A 16883-nucleotide genomic window follows, 5' to 3' on the forward strand; every position below is an offset into this window, starting at 1 on the left:
CCCCAAGATGAATCGAGTGGTATGCCATGAAGACTGTTGGTAACGAGCCCGTGGAAGAGCTCCCTCCGCGCGAGGGTGCCCGGCGGGGACTGCTCCGCCGGGCAAAATCCTTGGTGACAGTGACGGCCGCCCTGGCCCTGGCCGTCGCCGGCCTGGCGATGAGCCCGCCTGCTGCCCACGCTGCCGCGCCCACGGTGGTCAGCCTGACGTTCGACGACGGCCACGCGGACCAGATGTCCGCAGCCCAGACCATGGACTCGCTGGGACTGAAGGGCACCTTCTACGTGACCTCCGGCGTCGTGAATACCCCGAACTACTTCACGCTCGCGCAGGTCCAGGCACTGGCGGCTGCGGGGCATGAAATCGGCGGCCATACCGTGACCCACCCCGACCTCACTACCCTGCCCAGCGACGAAGCCACGCGGCAGGTCTGCAACGACCGCGTCAACCTCAGCAACTGGGGATTCCGGGTGACCAGCTTCGCCCACCCCTTCGCATCGGCCAACGCCAGCACCGAGGCAATCGTCAGGAACTGCGGCTACAACAGTGCCCGGGGACTCGGTGATATCCGGACCAGGTTCAGCTGCGGCACCTGCGCGGTAGGTGAGTCGATGCCGCCAGCGGACCCGTACTACACGAAGGCGCCCGACCAGGTGGAAAACACCTGGACCTTGGCCGACCTCCAGCGAAGCGTTACGCAGGCCGAAAACGGGGCCGGGGGATGGGTGCAACTCACCTTCCACCACATCGCCAACAACCCTTCCGACCCCATCACCACTTCGCCAACGGTCTTCAACCAGTTCGCCACCTGGCTGAAGACCCGTCCCACCACCACTACCGTCAAGACGGTGGACCAGGTCATCGGCGGGACGCTCAAGCCACTGGTTTCCGGGCCGGCCGTTCCGCCGCCCGGCACGGGCAACCTGGTCAAGAATCCCGGCTTTGAAACGCTCACCAACGGCGCTCCCCAGTGCTGGCAGCAAGGCGGATACGGAACCAATACCCCCACGTTCAGCACCGTCAACCAAGGGCGGACCGGCAGGGGAGCCCAAGTGGTCATGCGGAGCTACGCCAACGGCGACGCCAAATGGCTGCCATCCCTCGACCTCGGCGGATGCTCACCCGCGGGAACGGCCGGGCACAGCTACAACCTGGGCATGTGGTACAAATCCACGGTCCCAACGCAATTCGCCCTGTACTACCGCAGCGGAATCGGCTCCTGGACCTATTGGACCTCAAGCCCCTGGTTTGCAGCGGCAACAACGTTCCAGAAGGCGGCCTGGACCACCCCCGCGCTTCCTGCCGGGGCCAGCGGCATCAGCTTCGGCCTGAACATCTTCAGCAACGGCACGCTCGTCACCGATGACGCCGAGATGTTCGACGCCGCCGCAACACCACCGCCGCCCCCGCCCGCGGCGGGCGCGAACCTCGTGCAGAACGCCGGGCTGGAGACTGCAGGCACGGGTACCCTCCCGCAGTGCTGGCAGACGGCGGGCTTCGGGACCAACACCCCCACCTACGCCACGCTCGCCACCGGCGCGCACTCCGGTACGAAGGCCGTCCGGCTGGTGATGAGCAACTACTCAAACGGTGACAGCAAGCTGGTCCCGTCCCTGGACACCGGTTCCTGCGCCCCACCTGCCATCGCCGGCAAGACTTACTCGCTGCGGGCCTGGTACACCTCCACTGCCACCACCCAGTTCGCGGTCTATTACCGCAACTCCGCAGGGGCATGGGTGTACTGGACCTCGAGCCCCTGGCTCGCGCCAACCGCCACCTTCACGCAGGCAAGCTTCACCACACCGGCCCTGCCGGCGGGGGCCACTGCCATCAGCTTCGGCCTGAATCTCTTCAGCAACGGCACCCTCGTCACGGATGACTACGCCATGTACGACACTGTGGGGGCTCCGGCGCTGTGATTGCTGTTTCCATCATCCTGGTCCTCGGTGTCAGCACCATCTTCTGGACCCTCGTGGGGCTGGCGCGCTTCGCGGGGGAGAACTCGTGGCTGCTGGAGGAGTGGACACGCCGGTACCGCACCTGGCGTTCAGCCCGGGCAGGGTTGCCTGCCGTCGCGGCCCGGCCACGGAGGGGCCGCCACAGGGACCCGGGCGTCCGCATCCTGCCGTCCCATGTTGCCGTACTGGTGGCCGCCCACAACGAGGCGCTGGTGATCAATGAGACTATCCGCGCTGCGTCCAGGCTGGTACCGCGCCGCAACATCCACGTGGTTTCCGACATGTCCACGGATAACACAGCACAGCTGGCACGCGCCGCCGGGGTCAAAGTGCTGGAGCTTGACCCCAACCGGGGCAAGGCCGGTGCCCTGGCCGCCGGGATCGTGCACTTCGACCTTTGCCGGCGGTTCAAGGTGGTGATGCTCCTCGATGCCGATACCCGTCCCACCGAGGACTACCTTCGGACCGGCCTGCCGCTGTTTTCGGATTCAACAGTGGTGGCCGTGGCAGGCAGGGCGAAATCCATCATGGATCCGCCATCGCCCACCGCCATGGGACGGTTCCTGGTGGCGTACCGGGAGCGGCTGTACATAGTGGTGCAGCTCCTGCTGAAGTACGGGCAGGCGGCTCGCGGCGCGAATGTGGTGTCCATCGTTCCTGGGTTCGCCAGCATGTACCGGACCAGTGCGCTGCAGGAGATCGACGTCGTCGCGCCCGGCCTGGTCATCGAGGACTTCAACATGACGTTCGAGATCCACGCCAGGAAGCTGGGCAGGATCGCGTTCCACCCGTCCGCTGCGGTGGCCTACACCCAGGACCCGGACCGGCTGCAGGACTATATGAAGCAGGTCCGCCGGTGGATTCTGGGATTCTGGCAGACGGTCCGGCGCCACCGGAAGCAGACCGGCCGGTTCTGGCTGGTCCTGGCAACTTACATCTTCGAGCTGCTGATGAGCTGCATCTTCTTCGTGCTGCTGCTGCCCGTGTTCCTGGTCTCCACGTTTGCCGCGATCCAGGTGGCAGCCTTCGGCAACGACTGGGACGTGATGGTCTTCCTGTCCGGCCTGCTGCGGCCACAGGATGTGCTGATCGGTGTCCTGCTGCCGGACTTCCTGTTGACCATCCTTGCAGCGGTTTCCCTCCGCAAACCGGGGATACTGCTGATGGCGCCATTGTTCCCGCTGATGCGGATCCTGGATGCCTTCCTGTGCCTCCAGGTACTCCCGAAGGCGTTCTCCTCGGCGTCGACCGGCACCTGGGTCAGCCCCGCCCGCAGGGTGCAGGGGAAGGAACTGACCCCGGTGACGGCCGGGAACGTAGCCTCCTGAAAGCTGTCAGGAGGCTACGTCGCGCGGCACTGCAGGAGATGATCCCGTCAGTTGCTGACTCCGGAGGTGGTCTCCACGGTCAGCCACGGACCGGCCGGAACGTTGGCACGGTCAATGAAGCGCCACGAGACCCGGTCGCTGCTGCCGTCCAGTTCGGCAAAGCCAAGGCAGCCGTTCAGGGCGGGGGAGACGTCCATGCCGGCGCCCTGGGTAGCGTCGGCGGAGAAGCTCTGGTTGACGGGGCGCGCGTCGCCGGTCCCGAAGACGTAGGCGGAGTCGTGGTATTCGGAGCCGCTGGAGGGGCCGGCATCCTCGATCTGTCCGTAGCAGGTGCTGCCGTTCGGGCCCGTGATCTGGACCCACCGGTTCTTCATGTAGCTGTAGCCCTGGTCCGCGCAGTGGTCCACCCCCGTGGCGGCGTTGTCCGCGGCGGCCCAGGGAATGACCCGGCAACGCTCCTGGAAGGCGACGCCGTCGTTCAGGTCGTCGTAGGGCAGGTCCAGGTAGAACGGGTTCTGCAGAGGCCTGGGCTGGTTGAGCGGGAAGTATCCGTTGCTGGCAACGCGCCGTTCGGTGTCGCATTTGAAATCGGCGCCGGAACCGGAGCTCACTCCGTCACACCCGCCGTAGTAGCTGCCGGGACACCCGGCAGCACCGGCGTCAACGGTGCCGAGCTTTACACCGGTGTGCTGGTACGCCCACTGGCTGTTGTAGGTGGAGCAGACCTGCGAACCGTCCGAGAGGCTGGCGTTGAAGATCTCGCCAACCCAGAACGTGGTGCTGACGATGTTGCTGTGCAGGGGGTACGCGCTGCTGCCGCTCCCGGTGGCTGCCGCCGGAACAAGGGCCGGAGCGGGCGCCGGAGCCGGTGCTGCGGGGGCCGGGGCGTGGGGGGCCGGAGCGGGAGCGGCGGCCGCAGGGGAGGTTTCCGCTGCGGGAACCGGCGTGCTGCTTGGCGTGGGAGCGGGCGTCCGCTTGGGCTGTGCCTTGTCCTTGGCCGGCGACTCGGAAGGGCGCTGTCCGGCTGCGGATGTGGTGGCGGACGACTGCGTGGCCGAAACCGTGAACAGTCCGCCGACGGCCAGTAGCAGCACTGCCGCAAGAGCTGTAATGAGGTGTTTCATGGGGGTTCATATCTGTTGGGTGCATGGACTCCGAGACCATGGCGACCCGCCGCGGGCGCGCAAAAGTAACGCGCAGCGGCAAAGCTGCACGTCGTTTTTCTATCGCCCGGGATGGTGGATCGCGGTGGGGGCAGCTACATCAATCGGCGGCACGTCAACTCCCCAGCCGCAGGCGCCGGAACCTGCCCACGCCACCCAACCTTACACAGGCAGGGTCCAGCGCCCGAATCGGGGATACCCGGTCCGGGGCCCGAAAATCCAAGTAGTACACACTCAATCCCTGCCTGAACCGGCCCGATACCGTGTGAGCATCTCGACAACGGTCCTACCGCGGCCACCAGGAAATGCGCCCGGTGGCCCTCACCTAAGACAGGACCATGGACAACGCGGCAGGCAACCACCCTTCTCAGGGAATCATCCGGGCAGCGGAGCTGCATGACATTGTTGTCGCCCTGTCAGGGCCGGAACCGGCGGGTGTGCTGATCTCCGGCGCCGGCGGTTCGGGCATGACAACCCTGCTGGACGCCGCGGCCTCCGTCCTGGAGGGCACCTTCTCTGTAGTTGCGCGCACAGCGGCCAGTTCCTTCGCCGATGTTCCGTTCAGCATTGCCATGGCGCTGGTTCCGGACCTGCCCGCGAAATCGAATGCTTCCCCCAGGTTCCTGGTGCAGGCCTCGCGCCAGGCGTTGCGCAGCGCCGGGCCGCCGGGGACGCCCGTGCTGCTGGCCCTGGACAACATAGATTTCCTCGACGACCTGTCGCTCTGGCTCCTCAACAGGGTGGTGTCCGAACCGGACATCCGGCTGCTGGCAACGCACCGTTCCGACCGGCCGCTGCGCATGGAACTGATGGAGTCGGTGGTGGCCAGGCAGCTGTCCGTGGTCAACCTTTCCGAGCTTGGACCGGAACGGATGCGGGACTTCCTGGCGTCCCGCCTCCAGGGCCGGCCGTCCGAAGGCCTGGTCCGGAACATCCAGGCGGACTCCGCAGGCAACATGCTGGCCGCGAGGCTCCTCCTGGATGCGGCGGTGGCCGGCGGTGGTGTTGCCTGTTCCGGCGGTGAATGGTCGATGGCCCGCGACACACGCGGGAGCACCCAGATCCAGGAGCTCGTGACGCGCCGGCTGGCCATGTATCCGCACCAGCAGCGGCAGCTGATAGATTTCCTGGCCGTCGGCGAGCCCCTGTCCGTCGGCGTCGCCGAGGCGCTGGCAGGCAGCGTAGCCCTGGCGGAGCTCCGGTCTGCGGGAGCCGTCCGGATCCAAGACGCCGGACTGCCGGATCCCGCTGCCGCCACCGCAACTCTCAACCATGTCCTCGAAGCCGGTGCTGCCCTGCAGCAGTTGGCGCCGGACCGGCAGCGTGAACTGCGGCTTGCCCTCCGCGGCCAGATGTCCCACGGCGATGCCGGTTCGCTGTGGGACCTGTTCCGCCGCGTCGCCCTGGAGCAGGTAAGCGGCTTGCCCACGCCGGACGCCGACTTGCTGGCCGTCGCCGTCGCCGCCAACGACCTGCATGACAGCCACCGGGCCCGGCAGGCCGCCGCAGGGGTGACGGCGCCGGAACTCAGGCTCCCGGCCGGCGTTGAACATGCGAGGGCCCTGTACCTCATGGGGGACATTTACGGCAGCGTCCAGCTGCTCCGGCGGCTGTTGGCATCCTCGGACGGGTCGGACAACAGGGAGTTCCTGCGGGCGGTCTGGTTGCTGCTGCGGGCGCTGTATCCCACGTCCCCGGACCCCAACGTTTTGCATGCCCTCGTTGACGATGCACGACGGCGGGTGGAGGCCGCCGCCGACGCCGAACCCTTTGGCGGGCAGGAGGCCCGGGACGAACTGGACGTCCTGCAGTTGTACCTTGACGCCCAGTCCGGAACCTGGCCACGCGCCGGGGATGCGCTGTACCAGCGGCTTAGCCGGCAGCACACCATCGGTACCGCTCTGGGCGGCGATCACCGGGATTCCGGTGAGACCGGTGGCCCGCCTCCGCTGCCGACAACCGAGGCGGGTGTGCTGCTCATGGCCCTGGTCTCGCAGGGGCTGGCCGTTGGCGGCCGGTTTGCCGAGGCGGTGGAGCTGTCCACCGCGGCCCTGGAATCCCTGGAACACCTGCCCCGGTGCACTGTGGACTTCCATGCCGTGGTGCTGATCATTCACGGCTCCAACCTGATCTGGCGGGGGCAGTGGGGTGGCAGGGAAATGGTGTGCTCGGGGGCGCCGAGGCAGACTGTGGGCCGGCTCAGCTATTTTGAGGGACCGGCGCACCTGTACCGGGCCTTCGTCCTGGCCCGGCAGGGCAGCCTCGACCTGGCGTGTGAGCATTTCCGGCAAGCAAAAGTGCGTTTCGATGAAGCTGACCCGGAAGGGCTGTTGCCGGTCACGCTGGGTGGACTTGCCGCGGCCGCGTGGCTGCTGGGAGACGTGGGGCAGGTCCGCCGCGCCCTGGCAGCCTACGACGCGAGACGGCAGTCAGGCAGCTATCTGGCTGCCCGGCTGGCGGACAGCTATTCTTCGGCGGCCCGTTCGGTGGTGAGCGGAGCAGGCTCGTCCAACCGCAGGCTGTTGCAGTTGGCGGATACCGCCGGCAAACGGGGACACCGCGCCCTGGAGAACCTGAACCTGGGACTTGCGGCACGGACGGGAGCGCGCGGAGTGAGGTCCCACGAGGTGGGGGTGGCGGACCTCATCTGGACCGTGACGCCGGCAATGCTGGGGGAGTCGCAGGACGACGTGCCGGCGTTCCGTCCGGAGGTAGCATTCCCCGGGGACGACGATCCTGACCAGGAGGATGTCCTGGGAACCGGGGACATGCCGGCGTCAGGGGCCACAGCTGCAAGGCCCGCCGCTGCCCTCCCTGACCTCGGCAAGCTGTCCAACAGGGAGAGGGAAGTTGCCGGGCTGATAGCTTCCGGGCTGAGCAGCGCAGAAGCGGCGGTCCGCCTGGGGATCTCCGTGAATACAGTCAACGCCCACCTGCAGCGGACCTACGGAAAACTCGGGGTTTCGAGCCGGCAGGAACTTTCCGAGGTGTGGAACCACGGAGGGGATTTCCCGGAGTAGCCCGGCCCGCCAGGAGGGTTGCACCAACCTACTGCCCGCAAAGGGGCCCGGCCGGTGAAGACTGCAATGCAGCTTTCCGGCCGGGCCCTGGTGGTGCCGGGCATCCCCGCTACAGCGGCAGGGACGTCATGAGTACCGAAATCGACACGAGGCCAAGGACGCACCAGACAAAGGCCAACTGCCACATCTTGGCCTGGCCCTTCCGGTGGCTTCCATGCCACACCCGCTCCATTTCCTGAGCATCCATGCAGCAATTCTGACGGCCCCGGCGCTGCCCTAAAAGCGTGCCCACCACCCCTCTGCGGGGTGGGGGCACTCCAATCACCCAGGTGCTACCTACGCATCCGGGGCGCGCGGAAGGCGGTCCGTGAGCTGCCTCCAGAGGTGCCCGGTCTTTGTGGGTGCGGGGCGCGGATAACCTGTGGGTATGAAGAACCTGGACCTGAACCTGCTGCCCCCTTTGCAGGTCCTGCTGGAGCTGAAGAACATCTCCCGAGCGGCGGAACGGCTCCAGCTCAGCCAGCCGGCCACCAGCGCGGCGATCGCGAGGCTCCGGCGGCATTTCGACGACGAACTCCTCGTCCGCAACGGCCGTACCTATGATCTAACCCCTTTTGCGCAATCCTTGGTCCCACTGGTTGACGAAGCCCTGCTGCACATCCGGCGGGCCACCCGGGTGAGGTCAGGTTTCGACCCCGGCACCAGCGAGCGGGAATTTATCATCGCCGCCTCGGACTATGCCGCGGCGCTGATTGTTGGTCCCTTGCGGGGAATCCTCCGTGATGAGGCTCCCGGAGTGTCAGTGGACTTCATGCCCACCTCCAAATCCGGGATCCAGGGCCAGCTGGCCGACTACTCGAAGATCGACCTTCTGGTGGGGCCCACCGGATACCACATGCAGGGTGCCAGCAGACAGCTTTTCCGGGACAGCTTTGTGATGGTCGCGGACGCCGGGAGTCCCCTGCTTCAGCAGCCCCGGCTCACACCGGCAGACCTGATCACGGTGCCGCACGCCGTCGGGTATTTCGGCGAGGGCGTCAGCACCCCGGCGGACAAGCTCTTCGAGTCACTGGGCCTGCAGCGGCGGGTAGCGGCCGTTGTGGCCGGGTTCCTGTCCCTGCCGCTGCTGGTGGAGGGGACGGACCTTGTGGCGCTGGTCCCGCGGATGCTGGCCGCGCGCGCCGGGCGCGGCGCCAATATCGTGGTCCTGGAATTCGCAGAGGGGACCGAAGCGTCCCTGGTGGAGGCCATGTACTGGCATCCGTCCCAGACGGAGGACCCGGCAAGCGTCTGGCTGCGTTCGGTGGTCCAGCGTTCATGTAGCCGGCTGCAGGAACTCTTCCCCGTCGAGGCTCACGCAGTCGTGATTGAATCCGCCACCGGGCAGCAGTAACTGCCGTCATGAGCCTCCTCAACGGCACTTGCGGCTACCTGCAGTGGTTTATCAGGTAGCCGGAACCGGAGCGGCAACCCGGTTGCGCGGACGGGTCCGGGCGGGAACCCGGGTCACCGCTTCGCGGCGCTCGCCTACGGTGTTTTCAATGCTGCCGATGCCTTCGACGGTCATGCGCACTACGTCGCCGGTTTGCAGAGGTGGGGGAGTCTGGGATCCGTTGCGGCCCCAGAGTTCGGCGAGGCAGCCGCTGCCGCAGGTTCCGGAGCCCAGTACGTCACCGGGCTTCACCACGGAGTCCTGGGAAGCGTACGCCACCAGTTCGGCGAACGGCCAGCCCATGTTGGAGAGCAGGTCCTGGCCGATCTGTTTGCCGTTGACTTCCACGGCCATGGAGACCGGCAGGAACCCTTCGCCATCGTGCCGGTCCTCGAACTCGTCCGCGGTGACGATCCACGGTCCCAGGGTGTTGGCGAAATCCTTGCCCTTGCAGGGCCCCAGGCTGACCTTCATCTCCCGACGCTGCAAATCGCGGGCGGACCAGTCGTTGAGGATCGTGTACCCGAAGATGTGCCGGTGCGCTGTGTCCGCGTCCAGGTTCCGGCCGTCGCTGCCGGGAACGCGTCCGACGACGGCTGCCACCTCGGTCTCAAAGTCCAGGTCCGTACAGCCCGCCGGGATCCCAATCACCTCGCCGGTGCCGGTCACGGTGTGCGGGTTGGTGAAGTAGAACGTGGGCGCCTCGAACCATTCGGGTACCACGCCGGCGACGCCGTCGATGCTCTTCCGGACCCCCTCAACATGCTCCTCGAAGGCCACGAAGTCGCGGATGGTGGCCGGCGCCAGCGGGGCTAGTAGTTGCACGTCCTCCAGCGGAACCGCCGGGCCGGAGCCTATAGTCCGCCGGGCAATGTCCAGCGTCTCCTCCAATCCGGCGTCCAGCAGGGTTTGCACGTCCTGGGCCGCCGGCAGGGCGTGGCAGGCGCCGTCATCGACAAAGCCGGACTGCGTTCCGCCGTCGTGATTCCATCGGGCGATCTTGACCATGAATGTGTTCCTTAGGCTGTGCGGCTGGCGGTGCGGGCGGACGCTGGCACGATACCGAGGGCTGCGGCGTTCCCGGCAAGGATCTTCGCCTCGTCTGTGGAGTGAAGCTGTGCCTGGGTTACCTCGGTGACTGGCTGGTCTGAGCCCATGTCGAACGGGTAGTCGGAGCCGAGCAGCACCTGGCCCGGGCCGGCGGCGGCCACGAGGGCCGCCAGTTCGGCCGGGCTGTGCACCAGGGAATCGAAGTAGAACTTCTTCACGTAGGACGACGGCGGTTCGGCGCACCCGTGTGCCTCGGGCCGGACCCGCCAGGCGCGGTCGGAGCGGCCGAGGGTGGTGGGCAGGTACCCGCCGCCGTGTGCGGCCAGAATCTTGAGGTCCGGATGGCGGTCCAGGACGCCGGAGAAGATCAGATGGGACAGGGCCACGGCGTTTTCGGCGGGCTGGGAGACCGTGTTGGCGAGGTAGAAGCGGTCCAGCCGCTCATCCAGGGAGCAGCCGAACGGGTGCAGGAACACCAGGGCGCCCAGATCCTCCGCCCGGGACCAGAACGGTTCCAGCCGCGGGTCACTCAGCTCAACGGTGGTGCGGTCGCCACCGGGGGTGGCGGCGAAAGAACCGATTTCCACGCCCAGCAGCCCGCATGCCAGGACCGCGTGTTCCAGGGCTTCCACACACAGGTCAGGGTGCTGCAGCGGAACCAGGCCCAGGCCATTGAGCCGGTCCGGGGCGCGGTCCACGAAGTCCCGCACGGCCTGGTTGGCGGAACGGGCCAGCTGGAGCGCGAGTTCCCCGCCGGCGAAGTAGTAGAAGTGTGAAGGCGACGGCGAGACCAGCTGCACATCGACACCCTGGGCATCCATGTCGGCAAGCCGGCGGTCCAGGTCCGTCAGTTGCGGCCAGCGGTCCTTGATCATCTTGCCCGACACGGCCATGGACTCCTGGCCGTTGCGCCGCACTTCCAGGGCCTGCTGGGCGCCGAAACCCTCGGGATCAGCCTCGGCCACCAGCTGCTGCAGGGCCGGAAGCAGGACGTGGGCGTGGACGTCCACAGTGGGGGATTGAACTGAATCGGTGCTCATGCGGGTTCCTTCAGCATCGTGGACAGCGAGTTCATCAGGCCTGGCACGTTGGCGTCGCGGACGCCGTCGAGCATCCACTGGCCCAGCTGGACGGAGGCGGTGACTACTGCCTTGGCCCGGTCCAGCCGGCGGTCGGTAAATTCCTTCCAGAGCGTCTCGGTGATCTCGTCGGCCTGGATCAGCAGTTCAGCGAGGACAGCGGCGTCCTCAAGTGCCATGGCGGCGCCCTGCGCCACCGTGGGCGGGCAGCTGTGTGCGGCGTCGCCGATGATCACGGTACGGCCGCGGTTCCACGGCCCGTCCACCAGGTGGGTGGTGAACCACGTGTAGTTGATGCGGGCGCTGTGGTCCAGGTTGGCGCGGATTTCCTTCCACGGGCCGCCGTAGGCTGCGGCGAGTTCGGCCATGATGCGGGGGCCGTCCCCATGCTTGCGCTCCTGCGCCTTTTCCACCAGGTACGCGTAGATGGTGTCAGGGCCCGTGGGGCAGTAGCCGGCGATGAAGCATGGGCCGCCATAGGTGAGGTCGGTGCGGACCACTTCTTCGGGCCGCTCGACGAAAGCGCGCCAGATGCCCATGCCGGTGGGCCTGGGTTCGACATCGATGCCGATCGCCCGGCGAACAGCGGAGTGCAGGCCGTCGGCGCCGATCAGGATGTCGTAGCTGGCGGCGGTGCCATCGGCCGTGCGTACGGTGACAGACCCGCCGTCGTCCGCTATCTCCGTGACGCTCTTGCCGTAACTGATGCGTGCGCCCGCCTGCTCGGCGCGCTCGCGGAGGATGGCGGTGAGATCCGGCCGGTACATGCCCAGGGTAGCCGGAAGATCCTCGCCGCCTGTCCGGATGTCCTCCAGAACCGCAATCACCGTCCCGGCGGGATCCGGAGCGCGGAGGCCAAGATTGCTGAAGGAATACCCCTTGGCTTCCACCTGGTCCCAGACGCCCAGCTGGCGAAGGATCCGCAGGGCGTTGCCCTGCAGGGTGATTCCTGAACCCAGCACCTGCGGCTCGCTGGCCTTCTCCAGGATTTCGACGTCGACGCCGGCCTCGGCGAGGAGGATGGCAGCAGCCAGGCCCGCGGCTCCGGCTCCGGCTATTCCCACTGTCTGTACTGCTGCCATCGTTGACTCCTTTGTTGGGACGGCGTTTATTGCATTGTGTGCCCGGTTCCGGAACGCGGGCTGACTACCTGACGGCGATCGGGTTGACCGGTGATCCCACTGCACCCGTGATGGGAAGCGGGGCCGCGGTCAACATGAAGTCGTACCTGCCGTCCAGGGCGCAGGCTTCCGCCAGGGCATCCGGATCCCACATTTCGCCCAGGAACAGGCCCAGGTTGGGGATGGCGATCTGGTGGAGCGGCTGGAAAGCACCCTCGAACTCGTTCGGCCGGACCTCGAAACCCCACGTATCCGTTGCGATACCCGCGATCTCGGATTCGTGGAGCCACGAAGCCGTGGTGAAGGACAAGCCCGGAGCGGAGCCACCTGCGTAGTCGCCCCACCCGTCGCGGCGTACACGGCTGTACTGGCCGGTGCGGATGATCACGATGTCCCCGCGCCGTACCTGCGAACTGGCACCCTGCGCCTGGATGGTTTGCTCGAGGTGTTCCGGCGTGATGGCAAAGCCGTCCGGCAATTCCCCACCGGTCCCCAGAACGCGCCCTACATCCAGCAACACGCCACGGGTGACAACCTTTGCTGCCGCGGTCTCGATACCGGTGACCAAATCTCCCTCGGAGGTGACAACGTCGCCCGCTGCCCTTCCGTTCCAGGCCTTGCCGCGATCGAAGATGTGCCCCAGCCCGTCCCACTGCGTGGAACATTGGAGGGGCATGGCAATCACGTCATCTGCCCCGCCAAAACCATGAGGGAAACCCTGGTTTCCGCGTTCGGCGTCAACCCCGGTGTCCGTCATGGTGTGCACCGGGTTGGTGCGGCGCCGCCAGCCCTTTTGCGGCCCGTTGGTATCGAACGGCTGCGAAAGGGAGAAAGCCTCGCCGGAGGTAACCAGCGCCGCTGCCTCGATCCGCTTTCCGGCATCAATGAAGTTCAGTGTCCCCAGCACGTCCCCTTCACCCCAACGGCCCCAGTTGTTGTACTGCTCCGCCGCGGCCGTAATGCTGGCCAAAGGATCGTTGCGCTGGATCACCGGCACCTCCACCTGGTTGGACGTCACTTTTCGTCCTGGCAGTGGATAAGCTGTGTTCCCAGGCCGGTGATGGTGCCTTCCATGACGTCACCGTCCTGGAGGAAGCGGCCCCAGTGCTGGCCGTTGCCGGCCGGGCTTCCGGTCAGGACCAGATCGCCCGGACGCAGCGGCATGATCTGGGAAGCTTCGCTGACCAGCTTGGCCACGCCAAAGATCATGTCCTGGGTGGACTCGTCCTGCATGGCCTTGCCGTTGAGTTTCAGGGTCACCTGGACATTCTGCGGATCGCCGAAGAACTTGGCGGGAACCAGCAACGGACCGGTGGGCAGGAAGCCCCGTGCGTTTTTGGCACGGTACCAGTCCGAACCAATGGCCGGCATGTCCTTGCGGAACACGAATTCCCGCGTGGTGATGTCGTTGACCATGGTGTAGCCGAAAACGTACTCCAGGGCTTCCTCCGGGGTGACCCGGAAAGCCTCTTTGCCGATCACGGCCGCCAGTTCCAGTTCCCAATCGTCGGATTTGCTGTAGGACGGCAGGGTGAGGGGGTCCGTGGCGGACGCGATCGCCGTCGGGAGTCCGATGAAGAAGTACGGCGTTCCCTGGCCAGCGCGCTTATCCATCATCGCGGCGGTCTTGGCCCTGACTTCCTCCGCATCCTGCCCGGCATCGCGGTGTGCCACCGCAAGATCAACGACGTGCTTGCGGTAGTTGGCGCCGGTCTGCAGGACCTGCGCCGGTTCAACGGGCGCAAGAATTTCGACGGCGGCGCGGTCCAGGCCGCTGTCCGCGCCGGCCGAGGCCGCCAGGGTGTCCAGTTCTGCTTCCATGCTGTCCCAGTGCTGGATCAGGGAATTGATGTCAGAGTCCAGCGGCAGGACGCGTTCTCCCACCAGGAGGCCTGCGCGGGCCTTGTCCGTGCCGGCTTCCAGGAAGCGGACCAGGGAGTATGCTGCCTCAGTCATCAGCCGCGGCCCTGCTGGGCGTAGGGGTTGAGCAGGGCTTCCTTCATTTCAGGAGAAGCGCCTTCTTCAGTGGCCGTGAAACCTTCAGCCGGCGGGAAGGACTCGGTCATGGAGTGCGGCATGGCACCGTTCTTGTAGAAGTTGTTGGAGCCCTCGGACGGCTTCCAGGTGTTGGCTTCCCAATCCGGCACGTAGTTGCGGTAGCCGCCGGAGTTGAGCTCAACGCGCATGCCGGACGGATCACGGAAGTAGAGGAAGTTCTGTTCGCCAACGCCGTGGATGGAGGGGCCGTATTCCATGGGGGTGCCGTTTTCCATCATGACGTCCGCGGTGCGGAGCAGGTCCTCGGTGGCGTCCACCCAGAAAGCGATGTGGTTGACGCGGCCGGCCCGCTTGGAGGTGTCCATGACGACGCCGAGGTCGTGGGACTTCTCGTTGGTGGTCAAAACGGAGAAGACCGTGATGGGAGCTTCGTCCAGGTCCACGAACGCCATGACGCGGAATCCCAGGGCCTCGTTGTACCACTTGGCGAATCCGCGGACATCCGAGCACGCCACCGTGACGTGGTCCAGGAAGCGGGGAGCGGCGGCGTGGCTGCTGCGGCGTTCGGGGCGGTCCGGGTAGGTGGATTCGAAGCCGGGCTCAGCCACGAACTTTTCTACCTCATAGAAGAGGCGCATGTGGTGGCCGTAGGGGCCGGTGAATTCGTAGGCCTTGCCGAAGCCGTGGCCGCCGGCAGTCCAGGTGCCCTGAACACCGCTGGCTACAACGCGGGCCGCAGCGGCTTCAAGTGCCTGCTGCGAATTGGTGCGCCAAGCCATGCGGCCAAGGGTGGCCTCGGGGCCTTCGGTGATGACCAGGCTGTAACGGTAGTAGTCGCCCCAGCAGCGCAGGTAGACGTTGCCATCCACCCGGTCGATGATGCGCATTCCGAACTTTTCCTCGTAGAACTTGGCTGAGGCTTCGACGTCGGGGGTGGTGATCTCAAGGTGGGCGAGATGGGAGAGGGGAGTTTCCACGCTGAATTCCTTCTGTGTACTGGCTGCTATCGGTTTGCTGCAGGTCCTGTAAATACTGTGAGCCAGTTCATGTATTTGGGAAAGAGCGCTTTTGCTATATATACCATCTGTCAAACAAATACATGAGGCCGGAGGTTTAGCTTTCGAGTTGGAAGTTCTGGCCCGCGAACAAGTCCGGGCAGAATGCAGCGTGCCGCGGCTGTGCGTGCGGAGAAACATCGAGTTAACCTCCCGGCGCGACGCATGAAACGTGCCCTTGGATACTCTGGTGCAACAAGGTTTACTAGTAGCTAACACCAACCCGGACAGGAATGTTTCGATGACAAGTGTCGCAACCCCTGCTGTAACCCCCGCGGCGGAGTTCACCACTTCCGAACGCACCGAGCCGCCGGCAGCCCGCCCGGAAACTCCCGCCGAAGTGCCCGCCATCTCCCTTGCGGATATCGCCCGTGCCCACAACGTCCGCTTCCTCCTGGCCACCTTCGTGGACATGACCGGCAAGCCCTGCGCCAAGCTGGTCCCGGTGGAGGCCGCCGACGAACTCGAAAAGGGCGCCATGGGCTTCGCCGGCTATGCAGCGGGCCTCATCGGCCAGAAGCCCCAGGACGCGGACCTCATCGCCGTCCCCGATCTCACGTCCTTCACCCCGGTGCCTTTCATCAAGGAGGGCCTGGCCATCATCCACTGCGATCCGCACGTCAACGGCAAACCCTGGCCCTACGCCCCGCGTGTCATCCTCAAGAATGCACTGGCGCGCCTCGCGGACCAGGGCATGCAGGCCAAAGTGGGCGCGGAGGTGGAGTACTTCCTGGTCAACAGGAACGACGACGGGACGCTGAGCACCGCCGACGCCCGCGACGATTCGCCCCGGCCCTGCTATGACGCCCGCGGTGTCACCCGGATGTACGAGCACCTGACCTCCATCTCCGAAGCGATGAACAGCCTGGGATGGGGCAACTACGCCAACGACCATGAGGATGCCGCCGGCCAGTTCGAGCAGAACTTCAACTACGCTGATGCCCTCACCACGGCGGACCGCGTGGTCACCCTGCGCTACATCCTGAACATCCTCGCCGAACAGCGCGGCATGACCGCCACGTTCATGCCGAAACCGTTCACGGACCGCACCGGCACGGGCCTGCACTTCCACCTCTCGCTCTGGTCCGACGGGAAGGCCCTGTTCCCGGAGGAAGGGGATGCAACGGACGGCGGCGGCCGCGGCCTTGGGCTGTCCGGCCTCGCCTATTCGTTCATCGGCGGGGTCCTGGACCACGCCCCGGCGCTGCAGGCCTTCCTCGCCCCCACGGTGAATTCCTACAAGCGCACCGGCGCCACCACCAGCTCCTCCGGCGCCACCTGGTCGCCGCGGAAGGCATCGTACGGCGGCAATGACCGCACCCATATGATCCGTGTGCCGGACAACAAGAGGATCGAACTGCGCTCCGGCGACGGTTCCGCCAACCCGTACCTTGCGATCGCTTCAATCGTCGCAGCCGGCCTGGACGGGGTGGAGAGGTCGATCGACCCGGGCACGCCGTCCGGCCCGGGGGAGTCCAGGCCGGACGCCCACCTCCTGCCCGCCACGCTGCTGCACGCCGTCGAAGCACTCCGCAGGGACCCGGTCATCCTGGCCAGCCTCAGCGGCGACGCGGCAATCGGGGCGTACTACGCCGACGCCAAGGAAGACGAGTTCCTCAGCTGGCACAACCAGGTCAGCGACTGGGAAATCCGGACCTACCTCACCTCGATCTAGCCCT

At 66.2% G+C, this 16883-nt stretch carries 13 protein-coding genes; 5 read left to right on the top strand and 8 right to left on the bottom strand.

Annotation, left to right across the window (positions count from 1 at the left end; genetic code table 11):
* Positions 1-26 precede the first annotated feature (26 nt).
* Together QE394_RS11315 and QE394_RS11320 are read left to right on the top strand one after the other, a co-directional pair.
* On the top strand, positions 27-1919 hold the full coding sequence (locus tag QE394_RS11315; protein WP_056081193.1) for a polysaccharide deacetylase family protein: 1893 nt from the start codon (positions 27-29) through the stop codon (positions 1917-1919).
* Complete coding sequence (locus QE394_RS11320; RefSeq protein ID WP_349034531.1) at positions 1916-3286, top strand: glycosyltransferase; 1371 nt, start codon at positions 1916-1918, stop codon at positions 3284-3286. The genes QE394_RS11315 and QE394_RS11320 overlap by 4 nt, the downstream gene beginning before the upstream one ends.
* Positions 3287-3333: 47 nt before the next feature.
* Here the strand turns inward: QE394_RS11320 and QE394_RS11325 are convergent, their stop codons facing one another.
* The gene (locus tag QE394_RS11325) at positions 3334-4410 is read right to left on the bottom strand and encodes a hypothetical protein (RefSeq protein WP_349034532.1); all 1077 of its coding nucleotides are present in this window, start codon (positions 4408-4410) and stop codon (positions 3334-3336) included.
* A gap of 377 nt (positions 4411-4787) precedes the next feature.
* Between QE394_RS11325 and QE394_RS11330 the strand changes: the two genes are divergently transcribed.
* On the top strand, positions 4788-7469 hold the full coding sequence (locus tag QE394_RS11330) for a LuxR family transcriptional regulator (protein ID WP_349034533.1): 2682 nt from the start codon (positions 4788-4790) through the stop codon (positions 7467-7469).
* Between the two features lie 109 nt (positions 7470-7578).
* On the opposite strand, the gene QE394_RS11335 is transcribed toward QE394_RS11330, so the two are convergent.
* The gene (locus tag QE394_RS11335; protein ID WP_156368405.1) at positions 7579-7716 is read right to left on the bottom strand and encodes a hypothetical protein; all 138 of its coding nucleotides are present in this window, start codon (positions 7714-7716) and stop codon (positions 7579-7581) included.
* A gap of 180 nt (positions 7717-7896) precedes the next feature.
* On the opposite strand from QE394_RS11335, the gene QE394_RS11340 reads away from it, so the two are divergent.
* Positions 7897-8862, top strand: coding sequence for a LysR family transcriptional regulator (locus QE394_RS11340; RefSeq protein WP_349034534.1), 966 nt, complete (start codon positions 7897-7899; stop codon positions 8860-8862).
* Positions 8863-8913: 51 nt separating this feature from the next.
* Here QE394_RS11340 and QE394_RS11345 read toward each other — a convergent pair whose 3' ends face one another.
* From QE394_RS11345 to QE394_RS11370, 6 genes are all read right to left on the bottom strand, one after another.
* Entirely contained in the window at positions 8914-9909 is a 996-nt protein-coding gene (locus QE394_RS11345; protein WP_261619492.1) for a fumarylacetoacetate hydrolase family protein, read from the bottom strand.
* A gap of 11 nt (positions 9910-9920) precedes the next feature.
* Entirely contained in the window at positions 9921-10991 is a 1071-nt protein-coding gene (locus tag QE394_RS11350) for an amidohydrolase family protein (protein ID WP_056081174.1), read from the bottom strand.
* Positions 10988-12112: an FAD-dependent monooxygenase gene (locus QE394_RS11355; RefSeq protein WP_056081170.1), complete on the bottom strand. Its 1125-nt coding sequence runs from the start codon at positions 12110-12112 to the stop codon at positions 10988-10990. Before QE394_RS11355 ends, QE394_RS11350 begins: the two co-directional genes overlap by 4 nt.
* A gap of 64 nt (positions 12113-12176) precedes the next feature.
* Positions 12177-13169: a cyclase family protein gene (locus tag QE394_RS11360; RefSeq protein WP_235501524.1), complete on the bottom strand. Its 993-nt coding sequence runs from the start codon at positions 13167-13169 to the stop codon at positions 12177-12179.
* Positions 13166-14107 (bottom strand): fumarylacetoacetate hydrolase family protein, encoded by a 942-nt coding sequence (locus QE394_RS11365; RefSeq protein ID WP_056081167.1) that lies wholly within the window; start codon positions 14105-14107, stop codon positions 13166-13168. Before QE394_RS11365 ends, QE394_RS11360 begins: the two co-directional genes overlap by 4 nt.
* The gene (locus QE394_RS11370) at positions 14107-15126 is read right to left on the bottom strand and encodes a VOC family protein (protein ID WP_349034535.1); all 1020 of its coding nucleotides are present in this window, start codon (positions 15124-15126) and stop codon (positions 14107-14109) included. Before QE394_RS11370 ends, QE394_RS11365 begins: the two co-directional genes overlap by 1 nt.
* Positions 15127-15445: 319 nt before the next feature.
* On the opposite strand from QE394_RS11370, the gene glnT reads away from it, so the two are divergent.
* Positions 15446-16879 (top strand): type III glutamate--ammonia ligase, encoded by a 1434-nt coding sequence (glnT, locus tag QE394_RS11375; protein WP_349034536.1) that lies wholly within the window; start codon positions 15446-15448, stop codon positions 16877-16879.
* The last annotated feature ends 4 nt before the right edge of the window (positions 16880-16883 follow it).

The sequence above is a fragment of the Pseudarthrobacter sp. SORGH_AS 212 genome (assembly GCF_030818145.1).
Taxonomy (GTDB): Bacteria; Actinomycetota; Actinomycetes; order Actinomycetales; family Micrococcaceae; genus Arthrobacter.